The following is an 18,493-nucleotide window of genomic DNA, read 5'->3' as shown; positions in this document are numbered from 1 at the left end:
CAACAAGTTTAGGGCGGGCCGCATAAGCGGCTGCTTACGGCGGTTTTGTGCCGAAGAAGTGACTGTTTTTTATGACCAAATTGAAAACCCAGTATCAGGGCAAGCACCGAAGGGCCGGTTGAGAAGTAGCAGGAGACCCAATTCGAGGGGGGATGGTCTCCGGTCCTCATCTGACAGAAACTGCACCCGTGGGGTGGGATGCTACCGGTGGAACCAACCACCTATGGTATGGCGCTTGCGAAACCGTATTTCGAACGGAAGGTGGGTCCCGGTCGCGCAGGATGCGGCTTGTCTGGGCGTTGCAAAATCAGCCCCGGTTCGCGCGGGGCAGGCAGAACGGGACAGGCAGAACGGGACAGGCAGAACGGGACAGGCAGAATAGGTCTTGGGTCTCGCAGATCCGATTGTTGTTTTGGAATGCGAAAGCCAACAGGCTGAGCAATCAGGCCGGGTAATAGCCGATCAGCGCAATTAGGAGAAGAGGCCTGGGGAAGGCGTAGTTAAGCGGCGGTTTCCGAGTTGAGAACCGCCGCATATCTGCATCTTTGCAAGTCTTGCGACTTTAGTATCCGAACGTTGCCCTGGAGCTGTCTTCGGCAGCGCGGTTCAGACGCCGACGCGACGGGTCAAGACCTGCACGGATTTGCGCGTCACTGGTCAGTTCTTCATAGTCCAGTGGGGTTCTCGACAACAGGATCGCCCGGGCGCCGGTTGATCCATCAAACCGATAGATATGGGTTTCATCCCAGGCCAGATGCCCCCCGTCACGCAGCCCAATAATGTCCTGAACAAAATTGTGGCACTGATAGTTCTCCATCAGCAAAACGTAGTTGTTGGCCATATTGACCATGTTGCAGAGGGCCACAAAGTGACTGACTGCAGTATGGATATGCATCAGGACAGCCTGGCTGTAGATCAGATCCGATTTCGGCCATTGGCGAGAAAACGGCATGGTGATGTCCTGCAGCTTCAGACGGTCTTTCAGCTCGGGGTGACGGCTGCGCGCAAGGTCAAGTTGCGTGGCACCACGGTCACTGCCAGAAAACTGGGTGTTGGGATAAAACGCGACAGCATTGCCCAGATGGTCAGCCGCACCGCAGCCGACTTCGTGAACCGAAGCGGGTTGCAGTTGGCCAATGACTTCGTAGATCAAATGCTGGTTGGGATGCAGCGAGCGGCCCTGTTTGATCACATGGCCAGTTTCCGGGTCGAAACTCAGCTCGGTGGACTTGGCAATGACGTCGTGATCTTTTTCAACGTCGCCAATCAAACGGCGTTTATAGGAATCCGCTGTGTAGCTTTCCCAGTCAAAATCGTCGTCGTAAAACTTTCTTTTTTTGTAGAAAATTCTGTTCAAAATATTCATGTCGCTACTCCTTGCCCCGGGGTATTCACTTTTCGAACTGAAAAAGAAAGAAAAAAGTCGCCAAAACGCAGCGGCGCAGGGGTCGGGTTCAGGCTCCCTGGCGTTCAAGGCGGCGCGCTGGCAGCGGAGCATGGAATGATCGCAAGAAATCTGACCCTGCGGGCCAGTCTTGCCGATATCAGCCAATCAGGACGGCCTTGGGGGGGCGGGGGAGGGATGTTGCACGTGCTTGGTGTCGCAGAAGGCCCGGTCACTGCAGCGGATCTGAGGGGGCTTCCCCCCGCAGGACGCAGGGGGAAAATGCGGCTTGCGGAGGGGCGGGGACTAGCCTTCAAAGCCAAGAAAATGGGTGGTGTTTTCGAGCGCGCGGCGACGCGAAACCACTGAGTTTGCGACAAAATCCTCATCTGGCCATCCCAAAGCCACACAGGTCAGAATAATCTGGTCCTCGGGAATGTTGGCGACGTCACGCACCACCGGGCTTTGCATGATACCCTGCCCATTGATCACCGCGCCCAGGCCCTTGCTCCAGGCAGCCAGCACCAGCCCGTAGGTCATGGCACCGGTATCAAAATGGGCAATGGTATTGTCCAAAAGCGACCGATCAAAGCAGACAACAATTGAGACGGGGGCATCAAACTGGCGGAAGCCCCGCATCACCCAGTCCTGGCGGCGCTCCTTGTCGTGCCGCTCGATCCCCATGGCTTCAAACAACTGTACCGCAATTTCGATCTGGCGGGTCCGGTGCTCGCCCTCATAGGCGGCGTAGTCTTCAATATCGCGGCTGGGCGGTGTTCCATCCAGCATCCGTTCGGTATTGCCGCGGCGCACCTGTTCCAGCGGCTCTCCGGTCAGCACATGCAGGTGCCAGGGCTGGGTGTTCATCGACGAGGGCGCCCGGTTGGCCAGCGCAATGATATCCTGCAGGAGTTCTTTTGAAACGGGCTCCTTGGTAAAGCCACGAATTGAGCGCCGCTCGTTTATTGCCTGTTCGAGTTCCATCACCTGTCCCTTTATTTCATTCCCGCCTCTTCCCCAAAACTCCCGCCGGATGCGGTTGTTTTATGGGGACGCCGGGTTGCCTTGTCCTTGGGACAAAACCTGTTCAGTGGCGATCTTAGGGCGCGCGATCACGGCTTTATAGATGGTTTTGCAGATGTGCCGCAGCGGCACAAACGCCCAAGCCACAGGGGGAGCGCAGGGGGCAAGCGTAGGGGTAAACGCGGGGGCAATCCCGATTGTGTGCCTTGCTGGTGATGGGGGGACTTGTGAATGCCGACTTCGGCGCTCAGGTCGGAAGAGCTGAAACCATCGGCACCTTTTGGGCGCATCTGCTGTTCTGCTGCGTCCATGAGCTGCGTCCTGGTCTGCCTTCCCATCACGCCGCCGGAGGTTTGGCAAAGCGCAGGTGGCCGGTTTTCACCCAGACCTTCGCCCCCTTGTGCCCTGACAAGGCCCTAAGCGGCTGTCCTTCGGGCAGGCGCAGCCAGGCACCGGTTTCAAGTTGATCGCCAGCCTCGCGCAGGCTGCCGTCGAGCACCAGCAGTTCAATGCCTCCAGGGTCGGTTACCTCAAAAGAGGTCTCCGCAGAAATTTGGTGATAGGTGACCCTTTCGCGGGCGTCACGGTGCAGCTCAAGCGTGGCAATACCATCTTTGCCAGGGGCCGCATCCTGGGTCATTTTCTTGCAAAACTGGGTCCGGTCCGCCATGTCAAACTGCCAGAGTTTGACAAAGATCGTGCAGCCCGCTTTGGATCCCGGTGTGTGGCTGGTGGTGGGCGGGTTGCGGACATAGCTGCCTGCCGGATAGTCCCCATGTTCATCCTGAAACACCCCCTCCAGAACAATGAACTCTTCGCCGCCAGTATGGGTGTGGGCGGAAAAATGGCTACCGGGGGCATATCTTACAATTGTGGTGGCGCGGGCCACCTCATCTCCAATTCGGTCAAGCATCCGCCGATCAACACCAGCCATCGGGGAGGCAACCCAGGGCTCATCAGCGGAATGAACCAAGGCGCGTTTGGTGAAGTCTGCATTAATGTCCATCAACGTGTCTCCGTTTGCGAACCTCTGTCGATCCGAGAACCGAAAGCGGAATGTTGAAACCCGCAGTCAGCTCGGCTTGAGGCTCGCGTTTGTATTTGTCCCTAAAGATATAGCGGTGAGTTCTGGGTGTACCTACGAGTAGGTAGATCGGCGAGCAGGGTAAAGGCAGAGTGGTTCACGCTTTTGTCAGTGCAGGATGCAGTGCTGACCATCTGTTGATCGCGCCATGCGCTGTGACCCGTTGGATAAGCCGAATTTTAAGCGGAGGGGAGAGAAGCTGCTATGATCTACCGACTGATAAACAAATAAACCAAACACCAGCTTTTCCAAAAGGGCCAAGGAATATGTCCCGCGCCAGAAAAGCTAAAACACACACTCACACTCGTTACCCGTCAAGAAACAAACAAATGGAAGAGCATAGCAGCAAGGCTTTCTTAAGGGCTGTGGCAAAATTTGGGGAGACTGGTATTCCGTACCTCCGGGCTGGTTTTTCCTGCATTTACCCGCGCTTTCTTGCCATGTTTGTGCGGTTCTCGGATTGACGTTGCTGTTTAGGCAGAACAGTGTTCGGCATGTCTGGACAGCTGAAAATAACCCGCCTCCCCATTGCCTATGACCCTGATCTGGGCGCCGAATCTCGTGATCTGGTTGCTGGGCTCAATCCGGAAACCGGGCAGCTCATTTCTGGGGCTGCGGGCTCCAGCCCCTATCTGCGCAGATTGATCGAGCAGGAGGCAGTTTGGATTGGCGAGGCCTTGAGCGGCCCCAAACAGGCTTTGGCAGGTGTTTTTGACGATTGCCGCGCCCTGGCCCCAGATCAGCTGAAACCAGGCCTGCGGCAGGCCAAACGCCGGGTGGCGCTGTTGACAGCGCTTTGTGATTTATCCGGCGGCTGGTCGCTGGAAGAGGTGACCACGGCGCTGACAAACTTTGGCGGGCTGAGCGCAGATGTGGCGATAAAGGCGGAAATCGCCGCGCTTATTCGGCGCAAGAAACTGCCGGGGCTCACCGAGGCGGATGTTGAAACTGCGGGGGGGCTTTCAATTCTCGCCATGGGGAAAATGGGCGCTTATGAGCTGAACTACAGCTCGGATATTGATCTGATCTGCCTGTTTGACGAGACCCGTTTTGATCCCGATGACTTTTTTGAGGTGCGACAGGCGATGGCGCGGGCGACCCGCAACATGTGCACGACGCTGAGCGACCGCACGGCAGACGGCTATGTCTTTCGCACCGATTTGCGGCTGCGCCCGGATCCCTCGGTCACTCCCGCCTGTCTGGCGATGGAGACGGCAGAACGCTATTACGAAAGTCTGGGCCGGACCTGGGAACGTGCCGCCTATATCAAGGCACGTCCCTGCGCCGGGGATCTGGCTGCGGGGGAGGCTTTCCTGAAAACACTGCGCCCCTTTGTTTGGCGCCGCCATTTGGATTTTGCCGCCATTCAGGACGCCCACGACATGCGGCTGCGCATCCGTGAAAACAAGGGCACCGGTGGTCCGATCACCGTACCGGGCCATGATATGAAACTGGGGCGCGGCGGTATTCGCGAGATCGAATTTTTCACCCAAACCCGGCAGTTGATTGCCGGGGGGCGGGACGAAGGGCTGCGGCTGCGCGGCACGGTCGAGGGGCTTGCGGCTCTTGCTCAAAAGGACTGGATCCAGCCAGAGGTCGCTACCCGGCTGAGCGCGCATTACCGGTCCCACCGCGAGGTGGAGCACCGCATTCAGATGGTGCATGACGCCCAGACCCACAAAATGCCAAACTCTGGCGAGGGCATTGCCCGCGTCGCCTGCCTGATGGGGGAGGATCCGGCGGAATTGCAGGCAAAGATTCACCGCCGTCTGGTTGAGGTGCATGAGCTGACCGAAGACTTCTTTGCGCCCGATGCTGCGGCGCGGCCTCAACCTGTCATTCCCGATGGCTTTGACGAAAGCGTCATTGGCCGCTGGCGCGGATATCCGGCCCTGCGCTCGGAGCGGGGCGCACAGATATTTGACCGGCTCAAGCCAGAGCTGCTGAACCGCTTGGCGCGTACGGCCAAACCTGCTGAATCCCTGCTGGCGCTGGATGGGTTCCTGGCGGGTCTGCCTGCGGGGGTGCAGTTGTTTTCCCTGTTCGAGGCAAACCCGCAACTGCTGGATCTATTGGTTGATATTGTTGGCACATCGTACGAGTTGGCCGGGTTCCTGTCGCGCAACTCTGGCGTTTTTGATGCGGTGATCGGGGGCAGCTTCTTTGAAGACTGGCCAGGGAGCGCGGTGCTGCGATCAGGGCTGGAGGCGGTGCTGGAGCTGGAGGACGATTACGAGACCCAGTTGGACAGCGCGCGGCGCTGGTGCAAAGAATGGCATTTCCGCATTGGTGTGCACCACCTGCGCGGCTTGCTGGACGCCAAAGCCGCAGGGGCACAGTATAGCGAATTGGCAGAGGCGGTGATCCAGGCGCTGTTTCCCCGGGTGATCCGCCAGTTTTCTGTCAAACACGGCCCGCCTCCGGGAGCGGGACCAATTGTTATTGCCATGGGCTCTTTGGGGGCGGGGCAGATTAATGCGCAGTCCGATCTTGATATCATCGTGGTCTATGATCCACAGGGTATCGAGATGTCGCAGGGTCGCAAATCGCTGGCCACGCGGTCCTATTACGCCCGCCTGACGCAGGCATTGATCACGGCATTGTCGGCGCCAATGTCGCAGGGGCGCCTTTATGAGGTGGACATGCGGCTACGTCCTTCGGGCAACAAGGGGCCGGTGGCTACCAGCTGGTCGGCCTTTACCCATTACCAAGAGAACGAGGCCTGGGTCTGGGAGCATCTGGCCCTGACACGGGCGCGGGTGATCGCCGGTGAGCCGCGGTTGATGCAGGAATTTGAAACCTTTCGGCGCAGCGTGATTGCCCGGCAGCGGTCGCAAGTCAAAGTGCTGGCCGAGGTGGCACATATGCGCGATCGTTTGGCCTCCGCCAAGACCTCATCCGGAGTCTGGGATGCCAAAACCGGCGCCGGACGGATGATGGATATTGAGTTGCTGGCGCAGGCTGGTGCGCTCTTGGCGCAGTCTGCGCAGCGTGATGTGGCAAATGGGCTGGAGCAGGCTGTCGCTGGCGGCTGGCTGGATGCCGCAGATGCGTTGGTTCTGCAAAAGGCCTACGCCCTATATTGGTCGGTGCAGACAGCTGCCCGGCAGCTGTCTGGCGGCTCTCTTGACAAAGACACAATGGGAGAGGGCGGTGCGCTCTTCCTGAGCCGCAGTGCCGGTTATGGATGTTTGGAAGACTTGGAACAGGCTCTGGAACAGGCCTATAAGAACTGTGCTGCGATTATCTCGCGGACCTTACAGAAGGAAACGGGGCATGCAGACGATGGCGAAACTGGATCATAAACAGCTGATCCGCGAGGCTTATCGGATCGAGGGCATTACCGCGAGTCAATGCCGCAGCATCTTTCTGGACTGGGCGCTGAGCCTCCCTGTCGAGCTGGACAACCGGGCTGCGATCACCCAGATCCTGGAGCATTATAGCAGCGAACCTTCAGATCACCCGATGACCGTGGTGCTGCAACAGGGGCTGGAGGAAATGGCAATGCCGCGCCGTCGCGGCGGTTGGCGCTCGCGCTCGCGCGACTGATTTCCACCCCGCTTGCGCGGTTGAACCTCACCCTGCTCGACTGAACTGGCCCCTTGGTGCAGCTTTGGCTTGTTGCACCTTTTGCCTGGTTTGTTGGCCCCTGCGGTCAGCCCCTGTCAGGGGTGGCCCAGAGGTGGTCCAGGGGGGGCAGGGGCGGTCTTGGCCGAGCGCGCCGGGAGACGGCGGTGGGGGCAATCTGCAAATAGATTTCGATTTCGTTAAATTGAACTAAATTTGTCTCAATCCTGCCGCCTTTGCGGATCAGGTTGGCTTTGAACCAGCAAGCCGGGTGTTGCCGGCAATTGGCAAGGAGCAGAGCAATGATGACCCTTCGCAGACTTTTCCTCACCGCACTGGGCTGTAGCCTGTCCGCCTGTGCTACGGTGGATATTCCCTCCCGCAATGCCCCATTCGAGACCTTGCCAGAAAACTACGGGGCGGTGGCGCAGGGGTATCAGCCGATTGAGGGGGCGGATCTGAATCTGCAGCCGCAGTCAATTACCCCTGTCATTGCCGTCGATGCCCTGGGCGGCGCAGAGTACAGCGACCCGGCCCGCAGGCCGCTGGGAAGCGTTGCAGGCTCAGATATGACCATAACCAAGGTCAATGTGCGGGTGCCCCCTACCTTGAAAGTCTCAGAGGCTAATCGCTACATTCCGCAGGGCGATATTGTCTGGCGCGAAGATCCATTGGGCAACCGCCATATGCAGGTGCAGGAGATTGTGAAAAATGCGCTGGAGGCCGGAGTGCGGCCGCTGTCCGGACCCGTGCAGGCTGAGCTGGACGTCGAAGTCTTGCGGTTCCACGCCCTGACCCAAAAGGCGCGCTATACCACTGGTGGGGTGCACTCGATTGCTTTCATCATGGTGCTGCGCGATGCGCAGACCGGCGAAGCGCTGACCGAAGTGCGCGAGGTTGAGGCGGATCTGACAGCCTATGGCGGCCGCCGTGCGCTGGTTGCCATCGCCGAAGGGCAAACTCAGAAGGTGCGGATTACCGGGTTTCTGGCAAAAGTGATCCAGCAAGAAATCCTCTCTCCTGGCAGCCGCACCCCGCGCCGTGGTGGTCTTATTCAGGCGCTGAATAAACTCTAGGGTCAGGACCCTAGGTCGGCTCAACTGTCGTTCAATACCTTTTGGGGCCGCACGAATGTGCAGGCCCCTTTCCCTGTTGGCGCGATGGGTCTATGAGAGCCTCATGACAGCCACATCCCCCGCGCCAGAGCGCCCCCGTGTAAAACTCCTGCCCAAAGCAAATGCCCGCGCCCTGCGCCACGGCTTTCCCTGGGTTTATTCCAACGAGCTGGTTACTGATCGGCGCACCCGCAAGATGGAGCCCGGCAGCCTGGCCGTGTTGCTGGATGAGGCGCAGACGCCAATGGGGACCGTTGCGGTCAACCCAACCAGCAAGATCATCTGCCGGATGCTGGACCGCGACCCGCAGGCGGTGATTGATCAGGCCTGGTTCCAGGCGCGGATTGCGCAGGCCTTTGCCCTGCGCCAGCAGCTGTATGACGCGCCGTTCTATCGCCTGGTCCATGCCGAGGCCGACGGCTTGCCTGGTGTGGTGATCGACCGCTTTGGGGAGGCCTGCGTCGTGCAGCCCAATGCCGCCTGGGCCGAGGCTCTTATTGAACCGCTGACTGCGGCGCTGGCCGAGGTCACAGGATGTACGGTCATTTTGAAAAACGCCTCTGGGCGGACCCGCGGGCTGGAGGGGCTGAACGACGAGAGCCTCACTTTGCTGGGGGCCGCGCCCACCGCGCCGGTGCCGGTACAGATGAACGGTGCCACCTATATGGCGGATCTGACAGGCGGGCAGAAAACCGGTCTGTTTTATGATCAGCGCGAGAATCACGCCTTTGCCGCCCGGCTGGTGCCTGCGGGCGGTGATGTGCTGGATGTGTTTTCCCATGTTGGTGGCTTTGGTCTGGCGATGCGCGCTGCAGGTGCTGGATCAGTTACCTGCGTTGATGGCTCTGCTGCGGCGCTGGATCTGGCCGGGCAGGGGGCTGCGGCCTCTGGTTTTGGCGATAGTTTCACCGCCCGTCAGGGCGATGCCTTTGATCAATTGGCAGCCCTGGCTGAGGAGGGGTGCAGCTTTGACGTGGTGGTCTGTGATCCGCCGGCTTTTGCCCCCTCCAAACAGGCGCTAGAGGCTGGTCTGCGCGCCTATGAGCGGATTGCAAAGCTGGCGGCGCCACTGGTGAAACCCGGTGGCTATCTGGGGCTTTGCTCTTGTTCCCACGCCGCCGACCTGGCGCGGTTCCGCAATGCTTCGGCGCGCGGTATTGGCCGGGCGGGCCGTCGTGGACAGTTGATCCACACCGGCTATGCAGGCGCGGACCATCCGCAATTGCCGCAGCTGGCTGAAAGCGGCTATCTGAAATCCGTCTTCTTCCGGCTGGACTGAGCCGGGGCGATGAAGCTTTTGCTGGATACCTGTGTGCTGTACCCCACGGTGATGCGGGAAATGCTGATCGGGGCGGCTGCCCGAGGCGCGTTCACGCCGCTCTGGTCGGCGCGTATCCTGGAAGAGTGGAGCCGGGCCGCAGTGAAACTGGGGCCCGAGGGCGCGGCGCAGGCCCGCGCCGAAGTGGCGCTGCTCAAAGCCACCTGGCCGCAGGCCGTGGTGGCCCCGGCACCGGGGGTTGAGGCGCGGCTCTGGCTGCCGGATGCGGCGGATGTGCATGTGCTCGCCGCCGCCATCACCGGCCACGCGGATGCCATCGTCACCGTCAACAACAAGGACTTCCCCCGCCACACCCTGGCAGAGGAAGGGCTGGAGCGGATTGGCCCTGATCAGTTGCTTTATGATCTCTGGCTCAAAGATCATGCTGGGATGGAGGCGCTGGGGGCTCAGGTCCTGGCCGAGGCCAACCGCCTGTCGGGCGGCGGCTGGGAGATCCGCCCGCTCCTGAAAAAGGCCCGCCTGCCGCGATTGGCCAAAGCGCTGGCAACGGGCTAGGCTTTGGCCTGCTGGGCCTACAGGGCTTTGAGCGCCTCAGCGGCGATCTCAAACGAGCGCAGCCGGGCGTCATGATCATGGATCTGCCCGGTGATGATCACCTCATCGGGGTCATGGCGTGTCAGGATTTCAGACAATTCACGTTTGACCGTCTCAGGGCTGCCGGTGGCGGAAACCGTCAGCGCCTCGTTCACCCCGGCGAGCACCGCAGGTGGCAGGTGGTCGGCGATGTTCTCCACCGGGCGCGGCAGTTTGCCGGGCTGGCCCAGACGCAAACGGGCAAAGGCCTGTTGCATGGTGGTGCGCAGGCGGATGCCTTCGGCATCGGTATCGGCGCCAAAGACATTGACGGCGATCATCGCATGGGGTTTTTCCAGATAGGTCGAGGGGCGAAAGGCCCGGCGATACACCTCAAGCGCCTGGTCCAGCGCTTGCGGTGCAAAATGCGAGGCAAAAGCATATGGCAGGCCCAGCTGTGCCGCCAGCTGCGCGCCGTATAGGCTGGAGCCAAGGATCCAGACCGGCACATTGCTGCCTTGGCCGGGGAAGGCGCGGACCTTGGCCTGCGGGTCCAGGTGGCCAAGAAAACCCATGAGTTCAATCACATCCTGCGGAAAGGTATCAGCAGCACCTGAGGCCATACCGCGCCGCAGGGCGCGGGCGGTCTGCATGTCAGTGCCGGGCGCGCGCCCCAGGCCTAGGTCGATACGGTCGCCATAAAGCGCCGCAAGGGTGCCAAAGGCCTCGGCCACCATATAGGGCGCGTGATTGGGCAGCATGATACCGCCCGCACCCACCCGAATGGATTTGGTCTGGCTGGCGATATGGCCAATCAGCACTGCGGTGGCGGCACTGGCGATGCCGGGCATATTGTGATGCTCCGCCAGCCAGTAACGGTGATAGCCCCAGGCCTCGGCCTGGCGGGCCAGATCGGTGCTGTTTTGGAACGACTGTGGGATTTCGCTGCCCTCGGGCACCGGAGCAAGGTCAAGAAGAGAATAGCGCATGAGGGGTCCAATCAGGCTTCCAGTCACGGGAACTTTTGATTTGGGCGCTCTGCGCTGAAATGGCAAGGGGCGGCGGGAAAATGACGTGATGTCAGACGCGTTGCCAGTCGGCTTCCAGCCGTTCCAGAGCGGCAATGCGCTCTTGGGTTTTGGGATGTGACATCAACCAGGCCGGGGCCATGCCTGCCCGCGCCTGGGTCAGTGCTTCGAGTTTGCGAAACAGGGACTTTTGCGGCTCCAGCCCGATGCCGGATTTGGTCAGCAAGGCGGCGGCATATTCATCGGCCTCATATTCGTCGCTGCGCGACAGGCGTGCCGCAAGCAGATTGGCCAGCAGCCCGGCAATCCAGGGGCCGACAATGGGAATATAGCGCCCCAGGATCATCATCAGCGCGGTGCGCAGGGCGTTTTGACCAGAGAAATCAATCACACGTTTCTGCGCATGCCCCAGCGCCACATGGCCCAGCTCATGGGCGATGACCGAGGCAAGCTCGGCATCTGTGACCTCGCCGCTTTGGTATTTGCGGTAGAACCCACGGGTGATGAAGATCCGGCCATCCGGTGCCGCCAGCCCGTTGACGGGATCAACCTCATAGATGAACACCGGAATGCGATCAATCTCCAGCGCTGCTGCCATGCGATCCGTCAGGCGGCGCAGTTTTGCATCGGCCAGCTCGGTTGAACGGGCGTCCAGCTCGCGGTGGGTCCGCCAGACCGAAATCCGGTACATGACAAGGCCATAGATCACAGCCAGCAGGATGGGAGTAAAACGCAACATAGGCCAGATATGGGCAGAAAATGCGCGCAGGACAAGAGAGCAGCGGCATCCTGTGCGCTTCGGTCGCCGTGAAAACCATCCTGGCGCTTGGCGTTTTCCTCGGCACTGGTTCCTCTGCCTGGGGGGCAAATGGCGGGCGCGGTGCGGGGCATGGCACCGATTGCGCAGCCTCGCTGCGGTTTTCACGGTTGCAGACTGGCCTTGGGTAGGGAAGGGTAGGCGTAGGAATAATCCAAAACCAAGAGGGTGCCGGTGCCTGATCCAGATGATATCGATGGCCGTTTGCATGGCGAACAGTTTGAACCGGAGGAGCAGGAAGGCCTGCTGGCACGGTTGTTTTATATGATCCTGATCGCAGTGATGATTTCGGTGGCCCAGACGGTGCTTGCCACTGCGACGGTGCTGCAGTTCATTGTACTTGCCGTCACCAAAGAGCCAAACGAGCGGCTGGCCGATTTTGGTACCGATCTGGGAATCTGGATCGCCAAGGCAGCGCGCTATCAGATGGTGGCGAGCAATGTGAAGCCCTGGCCCTGGACCGATTTGGACTGACCGATTTGGACTGACTGACCCGGACTGACTGACCCGGACTGCCCGATCTGAGCTGGCGGCCAAATTGGCTACCGCGCTCTGTTACGGCGGGGGATCACGTCGGCAGAACTGGGGGGCTGGCCTATTTGGTCAGCTCTTTCATGCCGCGTTCCAGGCCATCCAGGGTCATTGGCACCATGTGGTCTTCAAATATCTCGCGGATCATGCCGATGGAATGGGTATAGTCCCAGTGTGTTTGCGGCACCGGGTTGATCCAGAGATGGGATTTCCACTGGTCGCGCGCGCGCTGGAGCCAGACCTGGCCGGCCTCTTGGTTCCAGTGTTCGCTGGCACCACCGGGATAGGCGATCTCATAGGGCGACATCGAGGCATCGCCGACAAAGATACATTTGTAATCAGGTCCGTAGGTGCGCAACACCTCATGGGTGGGCATCTGCGCCTCCCAGCGACGGCGGTTATCGCGCCAGACACCTTCATAGAGGCAGTTGTGAAAGTAGAAATATTCCAGATGTTTGAATTCACTGCGGGCGGCTGAAAACAGCTCTTCCACCACCTTGATGTGCGGATCCATCGAGCCACCAACATCGAGGAAAAGCAGAACCTTTACCGCGTTATGGCGTTCGGGGCGGGTTTTGACGTCCAGATAGCCATGCTCTGCGGTGGCGCGGATGGTATTGTCCAGATCCAGCTCTTCATGGGAGCCCTCGCGGACCCAGCGGCGCAGGCGCTTCAGGGCCACTTTGATATTGCGGGTGCCAAGTTCAACATCCCCGTCGAGGTTCTTGAACTCGCGCTTGTCCCAGACCTTGACCGCGCGCTGATGGCGGCTTTCTTTCTGGCCGATGCGGACGCCTTCGGGGTTGTAGCCATAGGCGCCAAAGGGCGAGGTGCCGGCGGTGCCAACCCATTTGCTGCCCCCCTGATGGCGGCCTTTTTGTTCTTCCAGCCGCTGTTTCAGGGTTTCCATCAGCTTTTCAAAGCCACCCATGGCCTCAATCTCGGCCTTTTCTTCCGCGCTCATGTGCTTTTCAGCCATCTTGCGCAGCCAGTCTTCGGGAATGTCTACCGCATCCATCACCGCCGAATTTGGGATCGATTCCAGACCTTTGAAGGTGGCTGAAAAGGCTCGGTCGAATTTGTCGATATTGCGCTCATCCTTGACCATGGCCGAGCGGGCCAGAAAGTAGAAGGCTTCGATGTCATAGGTCACAAGACCCTTTTTCATCCCCTCCAGAAAGGTGAGGTATTCGCGCAAAGACACCGGGATTGCCGCCTTGCGCAGATTCTCAAAAAAGGGCTGAAACATGAAGGAGGCCTTTCGCGACGGTTTAGGCCAGCATGCGATGGATCACGATGGTGGCAATGACCCCCACAATACCAAAGGCGATGGCATAGACAGCGGCATATTGCAGCAAATCGGCAGTATTGCCGCCACGTTTTCGTGCGGTGTAGAGGCCCGACAGAATGCCCAGCAGGACTGCGCCAATTACGATCATGTTTTTTCCGCCTGTTTTTGCGCAGCAGTTTGCGCCGATGTGTGTAGCTGTCTCAGTTGGTCGAGGGGCGCAGTTCCGCGACTTCGCGGATCTTGGCTTGCACCGCCCAATCCGGGCCAAACCCGTACCGCGCCCATCCAAGGCTGTCCAGCCTGACCGTGTTTGCAGTGGCAAATTGGCCCAGGAGATCCAGGGCTTCGGCCTTGATCAGCAGGGATGTCGCCAACAGGGCGGCGTTCTCATAGCGGCTGGCGACGGGCAGCGCCGGGTTGATCTGCTGCAGGGCCGCTTCGCCTTCGCCGCGGGCAATCTGATAGGCTGCCATGCGCGGGCGGATAACCGCTTGATGCAGATCGCTGCCCGGGGTCTGGTTCAGGAAATCAAGCGCGGTTTGAAAATGGCGCTGTGCCAGCTCCGGCTCGTTTGCCTGGATCATGCGCCCCAGAACATAGAGGCTATAGGCGCGGCGGTGATCGGACCAGCCCAGATCCCGCGCCAGCACAACGGCCTGGTTTGCGGCCCGTTTGCGGCTGCTGAAGGAGCTGCCGGGGCCAAGCGCCGTTTCTATCGCGTTGATCCAGCTGCGCGGTGTGGTCGGCAGAGCCCGAGAGGCAATGCCATTGCCTGCAGGGTTCAGACGCGACAAAAGCCCCGGCAAAATGGCGGCGACCTCATTGCGGCTCATGCCGGTGTGCAGCTCTGGCGCATAGGTGGCGCGCAACACCAACATGTCAAACCCGGTAAGCACGGTGTGAACATTGTCGTCGTTAAAGACGGAATCCGAGAGGCGATAGAGATCATTGAGGGGACCAATGGCCTGGGCCAGCTCCTCGTGCAGGCAATCGCGGGATTCCTGTGGGCTGATGTCATTGGGCACAAAAACCGCCAGACGTTCACGGCTGCGCAGGCGCGACCAGTCGGTGTCGGGGCTGCGCCGTTTGCGGCGCAGCTCGGCCAGTGAATCAACATTTGGCACGACAAAACAGGCGGCTTTGGGGAGGGCGCGGTGGATTGCGCGGCTGGAGACAGCCTGAACCGTGATCTCAACCGGGCCGCTGTTTACCCGCTGGATATCAATCCCGGCCTCTTGCTTGAAGCGGTGCAACAGTTGGTTGAGGTCTCTTTGAAACCCGGCGCTGGGATTGCCGACAACCCGCAGGCGGATGGGGCGCTCAAACCGGGTGAAGACCGGCAAAGTGGTGCCGCCTTCGAGCTGGAAGTGAAGATCCAGAAAATCGCGGGCGATATCCCGGTTGGAGCGCTGCGGGGGGAGCGGGCGCGGCGCGGAAAAGGCCTTGGCGGCAGGCAGGCTGCTGCTGGCCAAAGCGGCGCGGCTGGGCGTCTTTTGCGCTGCCGGAAGCGTGCAGGCCGAGACAAGGGCTGCCAGGCCAAGCGGCAATACCAGCCGCGCCAGAGCCCGAGGTCCTGCCAGCGCATCAGGCCGGGCCAGACCATGAGGGCGCTTGGAGGTGGCAAAGGGACCAAATTGAAATCTTTGGGGAATCACTCGGAGCTCCAGCATGCGTCACAAAAAAATCGGCGCGATACGGCACCCAGTCAATAGATCCGTGCCAAGGTAATAAGGTAATGGGGCGCAAATTTGAAGAGACAGAGGCGGCTGAGAGGAACTTGTCGGTTGTGTCTCAGCCCAGACATGATCCCAAAACAGGGGCAAGACATCCCGCACCCTGTTTTGAGGATCACAGCGTCCTTACTTGCGACCGCGTGCCATAAAGGCCAGGCGTTCAAACAAATGCACATCCTGTTCGTTCTTGAGCAGAGCACCATGCAGTTTGGGCAGCGCATCGGCCCCGTTGCGGGCCAGATCTTCTGGGCTCAGGTCTTCGGCCAAAAGCAGCTTCAACCAGTCCAGCACCTCTGAGGTCGAAGGCTTTTTCTTCAGACCGGCGGTGTCGCGAATCTCGTAGAACTGTGTCAGCGCAGCTGTCAGCAGCGACTCCTTGATATCCGGATGATGCACCGCGACGATTTTTTTCATGGTCGCGGCGTCGGGGAACTGGATGTAGTGGAAGAAGCAGCGGCGCAAAAAGGCGTCGGGCAGCTCTTTTTCGTTGTTGGAGGTGATGATCATGATCGGGCGATTGACCGCGCGGATTGTTTCGCCGGTCTCGTAGACGTGAAACTCCATCTTATCGAGCTCCTGCAGCAGATCGTTTGGAAACTCGATATCTGCCTTGTCGATCTCATCAATCAACAACACGACCTTTTCATCCGCTTCAAAGGCTTCCCAGAGCTTCCCTTTTTTGATGTAGTTTTTGACGTCATGCACGCGCTCTTCACCAAGCTGGCTGTCGCGCAACCGGCTGACCGCGTCATATTCATACAGCCCCTGCTGGGCGCGGGTGGTGGATTTGACGTTCCACTCGATCATCTTCAGCCCTAGGGACTCAGCCACCTGACGGGCCAATTCAGTCTTGCCGGTGCCGGGTTCGCCCTTGACCAGTAGCGGGCGCTCCAGTGTGACGGCTGCATTGACTGCTATTTTCAGGTCGTCGGTGGCGACGTAGTCTTTAGTGCCTTGAAACTGCATAATTTATATACATCCCCTGCTTGCTTTCTCGCGATCTGGCGCATTTAGGAAGGTTTTAACCCGGTCTGTTTACTATTGTGTAGTGACAATCGGCTTGTCAGGGGATAAACGCAGCGGCATGGGGAGCCAGGATGTATGGCGAAGATTGAAGAGACCTACAGAATGGGCGAGACCGAAGGAGCCGAAATGAAACAAGAGATGTTTCTGCCGGAAGATTACCGTCCGGCCGAAGATGAGCCTTTCATGAATGATCGGCAGCTTGAGTATTTCCGTCGTAAACTTCTGAACTGGAAGCAGGATCTGCTCGCAGAAAGCCGCGATACCATCGAAGGGTTGCAAGACAACACCCGCAATATTCCTGATGTTGCAGACCGGGCCAGCGAAGAAACGGACCGGGCATTGGAGCTGCGGACCAGAGATCGCCAGCGCAAGCTGGTTTCCAAAATTGACGCGGCGATCCGCCGGATTGATGAGGGCGAATATGGTTACTGCGAAGTGACCGGAGAGCCAATTTCTCTGAAACGTCTGGATGCGCGTCCCAATGCCACGATGAGCCTTGAAGCGCAGGAACGTCACGAACGCCGCGAGAAAGTCCATCGTGACGATTGATTTCTGAGAGAATGCAAAAAAACCATCACGCCGGGGCCTGTTGCTCCGGCGATTTTCGTTTATGGACAATGCATGAGCGAAATACAGCAGGCAGCAATGACACTGAGACATCTCAACGTTACCATCATCGGCGCAGGCATCGGCGGCCTGGCGGCGGCTTTGGTTTTGCAGCGCAAAGGGGCGCAGGTCACTGTGTTGGAGCAATCCGGGGCCGTCTCGGAAGTTGGGGCGGGCTTGCAGATCACGCCCAATGGCATGGCGGTTCTGACTGCGCTGGAGCTGAACGATGCGCTGGCCTGGTCTTCGCAGCGTGCCAAGGCCGTGGTGCTGCGCGGACATCGCGACGGCGGCGAGGTGCTGCGGCTGGACCTGGATCAATATGCCGCCGATCTGCGCTACTATTTTGTCCATCGTGCGGACCTGATCAGAATTCTGGCCGATGCAGCCCGCGAGGCCGGGGTGCAGGTGCGGTTGTTGCAAAAGGTGGAGCGGGTCGACTGCGGGCCAAAGCCCGTGGTGCATCTTGCCAATGGCGCCCAGTGTGGCGGAGATCTGGTGATCGGCGCAGATGGGCTGCATTCACAGGCCCGGCGGGCGCTGAATGAGGCGAGCCAGCCGTTTTTCACCGGGCAGGTGGCCTGGCGGGCGATCGTGCCCAATCACAGCAAACTGCCCGCCGAGGCCCAGGTCTTTATGGGGCCGGGCCGCCATCTGGTGGCCTACCCCTTACGCGATGGCTCGCTGCTCAATCTGGTGGCGGCACAGGAACGCCGCGCCTGGGCAGACGAAGGCTGGCATCTGCCGGATGATCCGGAAAACATGCGCCGCGCCTTTGCGGGATTTGGCGGCGAAGCCCATCAATTGTTGTCACAGGTTCAGGACTGCGCGCTCTGGGGGTTGTTTCGCCATCCTGTGGCCCCCCATTGGCACCGCGGGGCGGTTGCCTTGCTTGGAGACGCAGCCCATCCAACCCTGCCCTTTATGGCACAGGGCGGCAATCTGGCCCTGGAAGATGCCTGGGTGCTTGGCGCAGCACTGCAAGCCCAGCCCGGGGATATCCCCGCCGCGCTTGCATCCTATCAGACCCACCGGCGGGACCGGGCAGCCAGGGTGGTAGAGGCTGCCAGTCGCAACGCCTGGAAGTATCATCTACGTGCTCCGCTGAGCTGGCCTGCGCATCAGATCTTGAAACTGGGAGGCCGTTTTGCGCCCCAGAAAATGGTGGCCCAGTTTGACTGGATCTACCGTCACGATGTGACCCAACAGGGCTAACGCTGGCTGGATTGCCCGAATGAGCCAACCAGAGTAAGCCAACCAGAGTGAACCGGCCAGAGAAAACGGACCAAAGAAAACCGGCCAGAGTGAACCTGCCTGACAGGAAATCCCCGACAGGAAATGCCGAAGGGGAGATCTTAAACAGGGGCTGGTGGATCCTCAGACAGGTGGGATCAAAAAAGGGGGGGCTCCCGCCCGGAGTTGGGCCGACACGCGGC

Annotated in this window: 19 protein-coding genes; 10 read left to right on the top strand and 9 right to left on the bottom strand. The window is 59.7% G+C overall.

From position 1 onward, the window contains the following. Nucleotides 1-562: 562 nt before the first annotated feature. The gene (locus tag ARCT_RS0114170) at nt 563-1,366 is read right to left on the bottom strand and encodes a class I SAM-dependent methyltransferase (protein ID WP_027240671.1); all 804 of its coding nucleotides are present in this window, start codon (nt 1,364-1,366) and stop codon (nt 563-565) included. Here ARCT_RS0114170 and ARCT_RS28260 point away from each other — a divergent pair. Continuing rightward, entirely contained in the window at nt 1,365-1,505 is a 141-nt protein-coding gene (locus tag ARCT_RS28260; protein ID WP_161631324.1) for a hypothetical protein, read from the top strand. The genes ARCT_RS0114170 and ARCT_RS28260 overlap by 2 nt on opposite strands. 185 nt (nt 1,506-1,690) lie before the next feature. On the opposite strand, the gene ARCT_RS0114160 is transcribed toward ARCT_RS28260, so the two are convergent. Together ARCT_RS0114160 and ARCT_RS0114155 are read right to left on the bottom strand one after the other, a co-directional pair. Continuing rightward, the gene (locus ARCT_RS0114160; protein WP_027240670.1) at nt 1,691-2,368 is read right to left on the bottom strand and encodes a nitroreductase; all 678 of its coding nucleotides are present in this window, start codon (nt 2,366-2,368) and stop codon (nt 1,691-1,693) included. 376 nt (nt 2,369-2,744) lie between these two features. Then, nucleotides 2,745-3,413, bottom strand: coding sequence for a cupin domain-containing protein (locus tag ARCT_RS0114155; protein ID WP_027240669.1), 669 nt, complete (start codon nt 3,411-3,413; stop codon nt 2,745-2,747). 572 nt (nt 3,414-3,985) lie between these two features. Here ARCT_RS0114155 and ARCT_RS0114145 point away from each other — a divergent pair. From ARCT_RS0114145 to ARCT_RS0114125, 5 genes are all read left to right on the top strand, one after another. Continuing rightward, nucleotides 3,986-6,796, top strand: coding sequence for a [protein-PII] uridylyltransferase family protein (locus ARCT_RS0114145; protein WP_027240668.1), 2,811 nt, complete (start codon nt 3,986-3,988; stop codon nt 6,794-6,796). Next, nucleotides 6,768-7,040, top strand: coding sequence for a hypothetical protein (locus tag ARCT_RS0114140; protein ID WP_027240667.1), 273 nt, complete (start codon nt 6,768-6,770; stop codon nt 7,038-7,040). Before ARCT_RS0114145 ends, ARCT_RS0114140 begins: the two co-directional genes overlap by 29 nt. 323 nt (nt 7,041-7,363) lie before the next feature. After that, on the top strand, nt 7,364-8,134 hold the full coding sequence (locus ARCT_RS0114135) for a DUF6778 family protein (protein ID WP_240476321.1): 771 nt from the start codon (nt 7,364-7,366) through the stop codon (nt 8,132-8,134). 103 nt (nt 8,135-8,237) lie between these two features. Then, complete coding sequence (locus tag ARCT_RS0114130; RefSeq protein ID WP_027240665.1) at nt 8,238-9,452, top strand: RSP_2647 family RNA methyltransferase; 1,215 nt, start codon at nt 8,238-8,240, stop codon at nt 9,450-9,452. 9 nt (nt 9,453-9,461) lie between these two features. Continuing rightward, on the top strand, nt 9,462-10,007 hold the full coding sequence (locus ARCT_RS0114125) for an RSP_2648 family PIN domain-containing protein (RefSeq protein WP_027240664.1): 546 nt from the start codon (nt 9,462-9,464) through the stop codon (nt 10,005-10,007). 17 nt (nt 10,008-10,024) lie between these two features. Here the strand turns inward: ARCT_RS0114125 and ARCT_RS0114120 are convergent, their stop codons facing one another. Both ARCT_RS0114120 and ARCT_RS0114115 read right to left on the bottom strand, forming a co-directional pair. Then, nucleotides 10,025-11,014 (bottom strand): LLM class flavin-dependent oxidoreductase, encoded by a 990-nt coding sequence (locus ARCT_RS0114120; protein WP_027240663.1) that lies wholly within the window; start codon nt 11,012-11,014, stop codon nt 10,025-10,027. A 91-nt stretch (nt 11,015-11,105) separates the two neighbouring features. Next, nucleotides 11,106-11,792 (bottom strand): M48 family metallopeptidase, encoded by a 687-nt coding sequence (locus ARCT_RS0114115; RefSeq protein ID WP_027240662.1) that lies wholly within the window; start codon nt 11,790-11,792, stop codon nt 11,106-11,108. Nucleotides 11,793-11,812: 20 nt separating this feature from the next. On the opposite strand from ARCT_RS0114115, the gene ARCT_RS0114110 reads away from it, so the two are divergent. Beyond that, a complete protein-coding gene (locus tag ARCT_RS0114110; RefSeq protein ID WP_027240661.1) occupies nt 11,813-12,001 on the top strand; it encodes a hypothetical protein in 189 nt (62 codons plus the stop codon). A gap of 43 nt (nt 12,002-12,044) precedes the next feature. Next, entirely contained in the window at nt 12,045-12,344 is a 300-nt protein-coding gene (locus tag ARCT_RS0114105; RefSeq protein ID WP_027240660.1) for a DUF4389 domain-containing protein, read from the top strand. Between the two features lie 121 nt (nt 12,345-12,465). On the opposite strand, the gene ARCT_RS0114100 is transcribed toward ARCT_RS0114105, so the two are convergent. The 4 genes from ARCT_RS0114100 to ARCT_RS0114085 all read right to left on the bottom strand — a co-directional run bounded on the left by ARCT_RS0114100 (nt 12,466) and on the right by ARCT_RS0114085 (nt 16,391). Next, on the bottom strand, nt 12,466-13,650 hold the full coding sequence (locus ARCT_RS0114100; protein WP_027240659.1) for a vWA domain-containing protein: 1,185 nt from the start codon (nt 13,648-13,650) through the stop codon (nt 12,466-12,468). Nucleotides 13,651-13,672: 22 nt separating this feature from the next. Continuing rightward, on the bottom strand, nt 13,673-13,840 hold the full coding sequence (locus ARCT_RS28395) for a hypothetical protein (protein ID WP_027240658.1): 168 nt from the start codon (nt 13,838-13,840) through the stop codon (nt 13,673-13,675). A gap of 52 nt (nt 13,841-13,892) precedes the next feature. Further along, nucleotides 13,893-15,254, bottom strand: coding sequence for a DUF2927 domain-containing protein (locus ARCT_RS0114090; protein ID WP_027240657.1), 1,362 nt, complete (start codon nt 15,252-15,254; stop codon nt 13,893-13,895). A gap of 297 nt (nt 15,255-15,551) precedes the next feature. Continuing rightward, nucleotides 15,552-16,391 carry an AAA family ATPase gene (locus ARCT_RS0114085; protein ID WP_027240656.1) on the bottom strand — a complete coding sequence of 280 codons (840 nt, stop codon included), beginning with the start codon at nt 16,389-16,391 and terminating at the stop codon, nt 15,552-15,554. A gap of 186 nt (nt 16,392-16,577) precedes the next feature. Here ARCT_RS0114085 and dksA point away from each other — a divergent pair, with 186 nt between their 5' ends. Together dksA and ARCT_RS0114075 are read left to right on the top strand one after the other, a co-directional pair. Further along, complete coding sequence (dksA, locus tag ARCT_RS0114080) at nt 16,578-17,000, top strand: RNA polymerase-binding protein DksA (RefSeq protein ID WP_027240655.1); 423 nt, start codon at nt 16,578-16,580, stop codon at nt 16,998-17,000. A 96-nt stretch (nt 17,001-17,096) separates the two neighbouring features. Next, on the top strand, nt 17,097-18,272 hold the full coding sequence (locus tag ARCT_RS0114075) for an FAD-dependent monooxygenase (protein ID WP_027240654.1): 1,176 nt from the start codon (nt 17,097-17,099) through the stop codon (nt 18,270-18,272). The last annotated feature ends 221 nt before the right edge of the window (nt 18,273-18,493 follow it).

The sequence above is a fragment of the Pseudophaeobacter arcticus DSM 23566 genome, from assembly GCF_000473205.1.
GTDB classification, from domain to species: Bacteria; Pseudomonadota; Alphaproteobacteria; order Rhodobacterales; family Rhodobacteraceae; genus Pseudophaeobacter; species Pseudophaeobacter arcticus.
The sequence above is the reverse complement of the archived record's forward strand: the minus strand, read 5'-3'. Positions and strand labels throughout refer to the sequence as shown.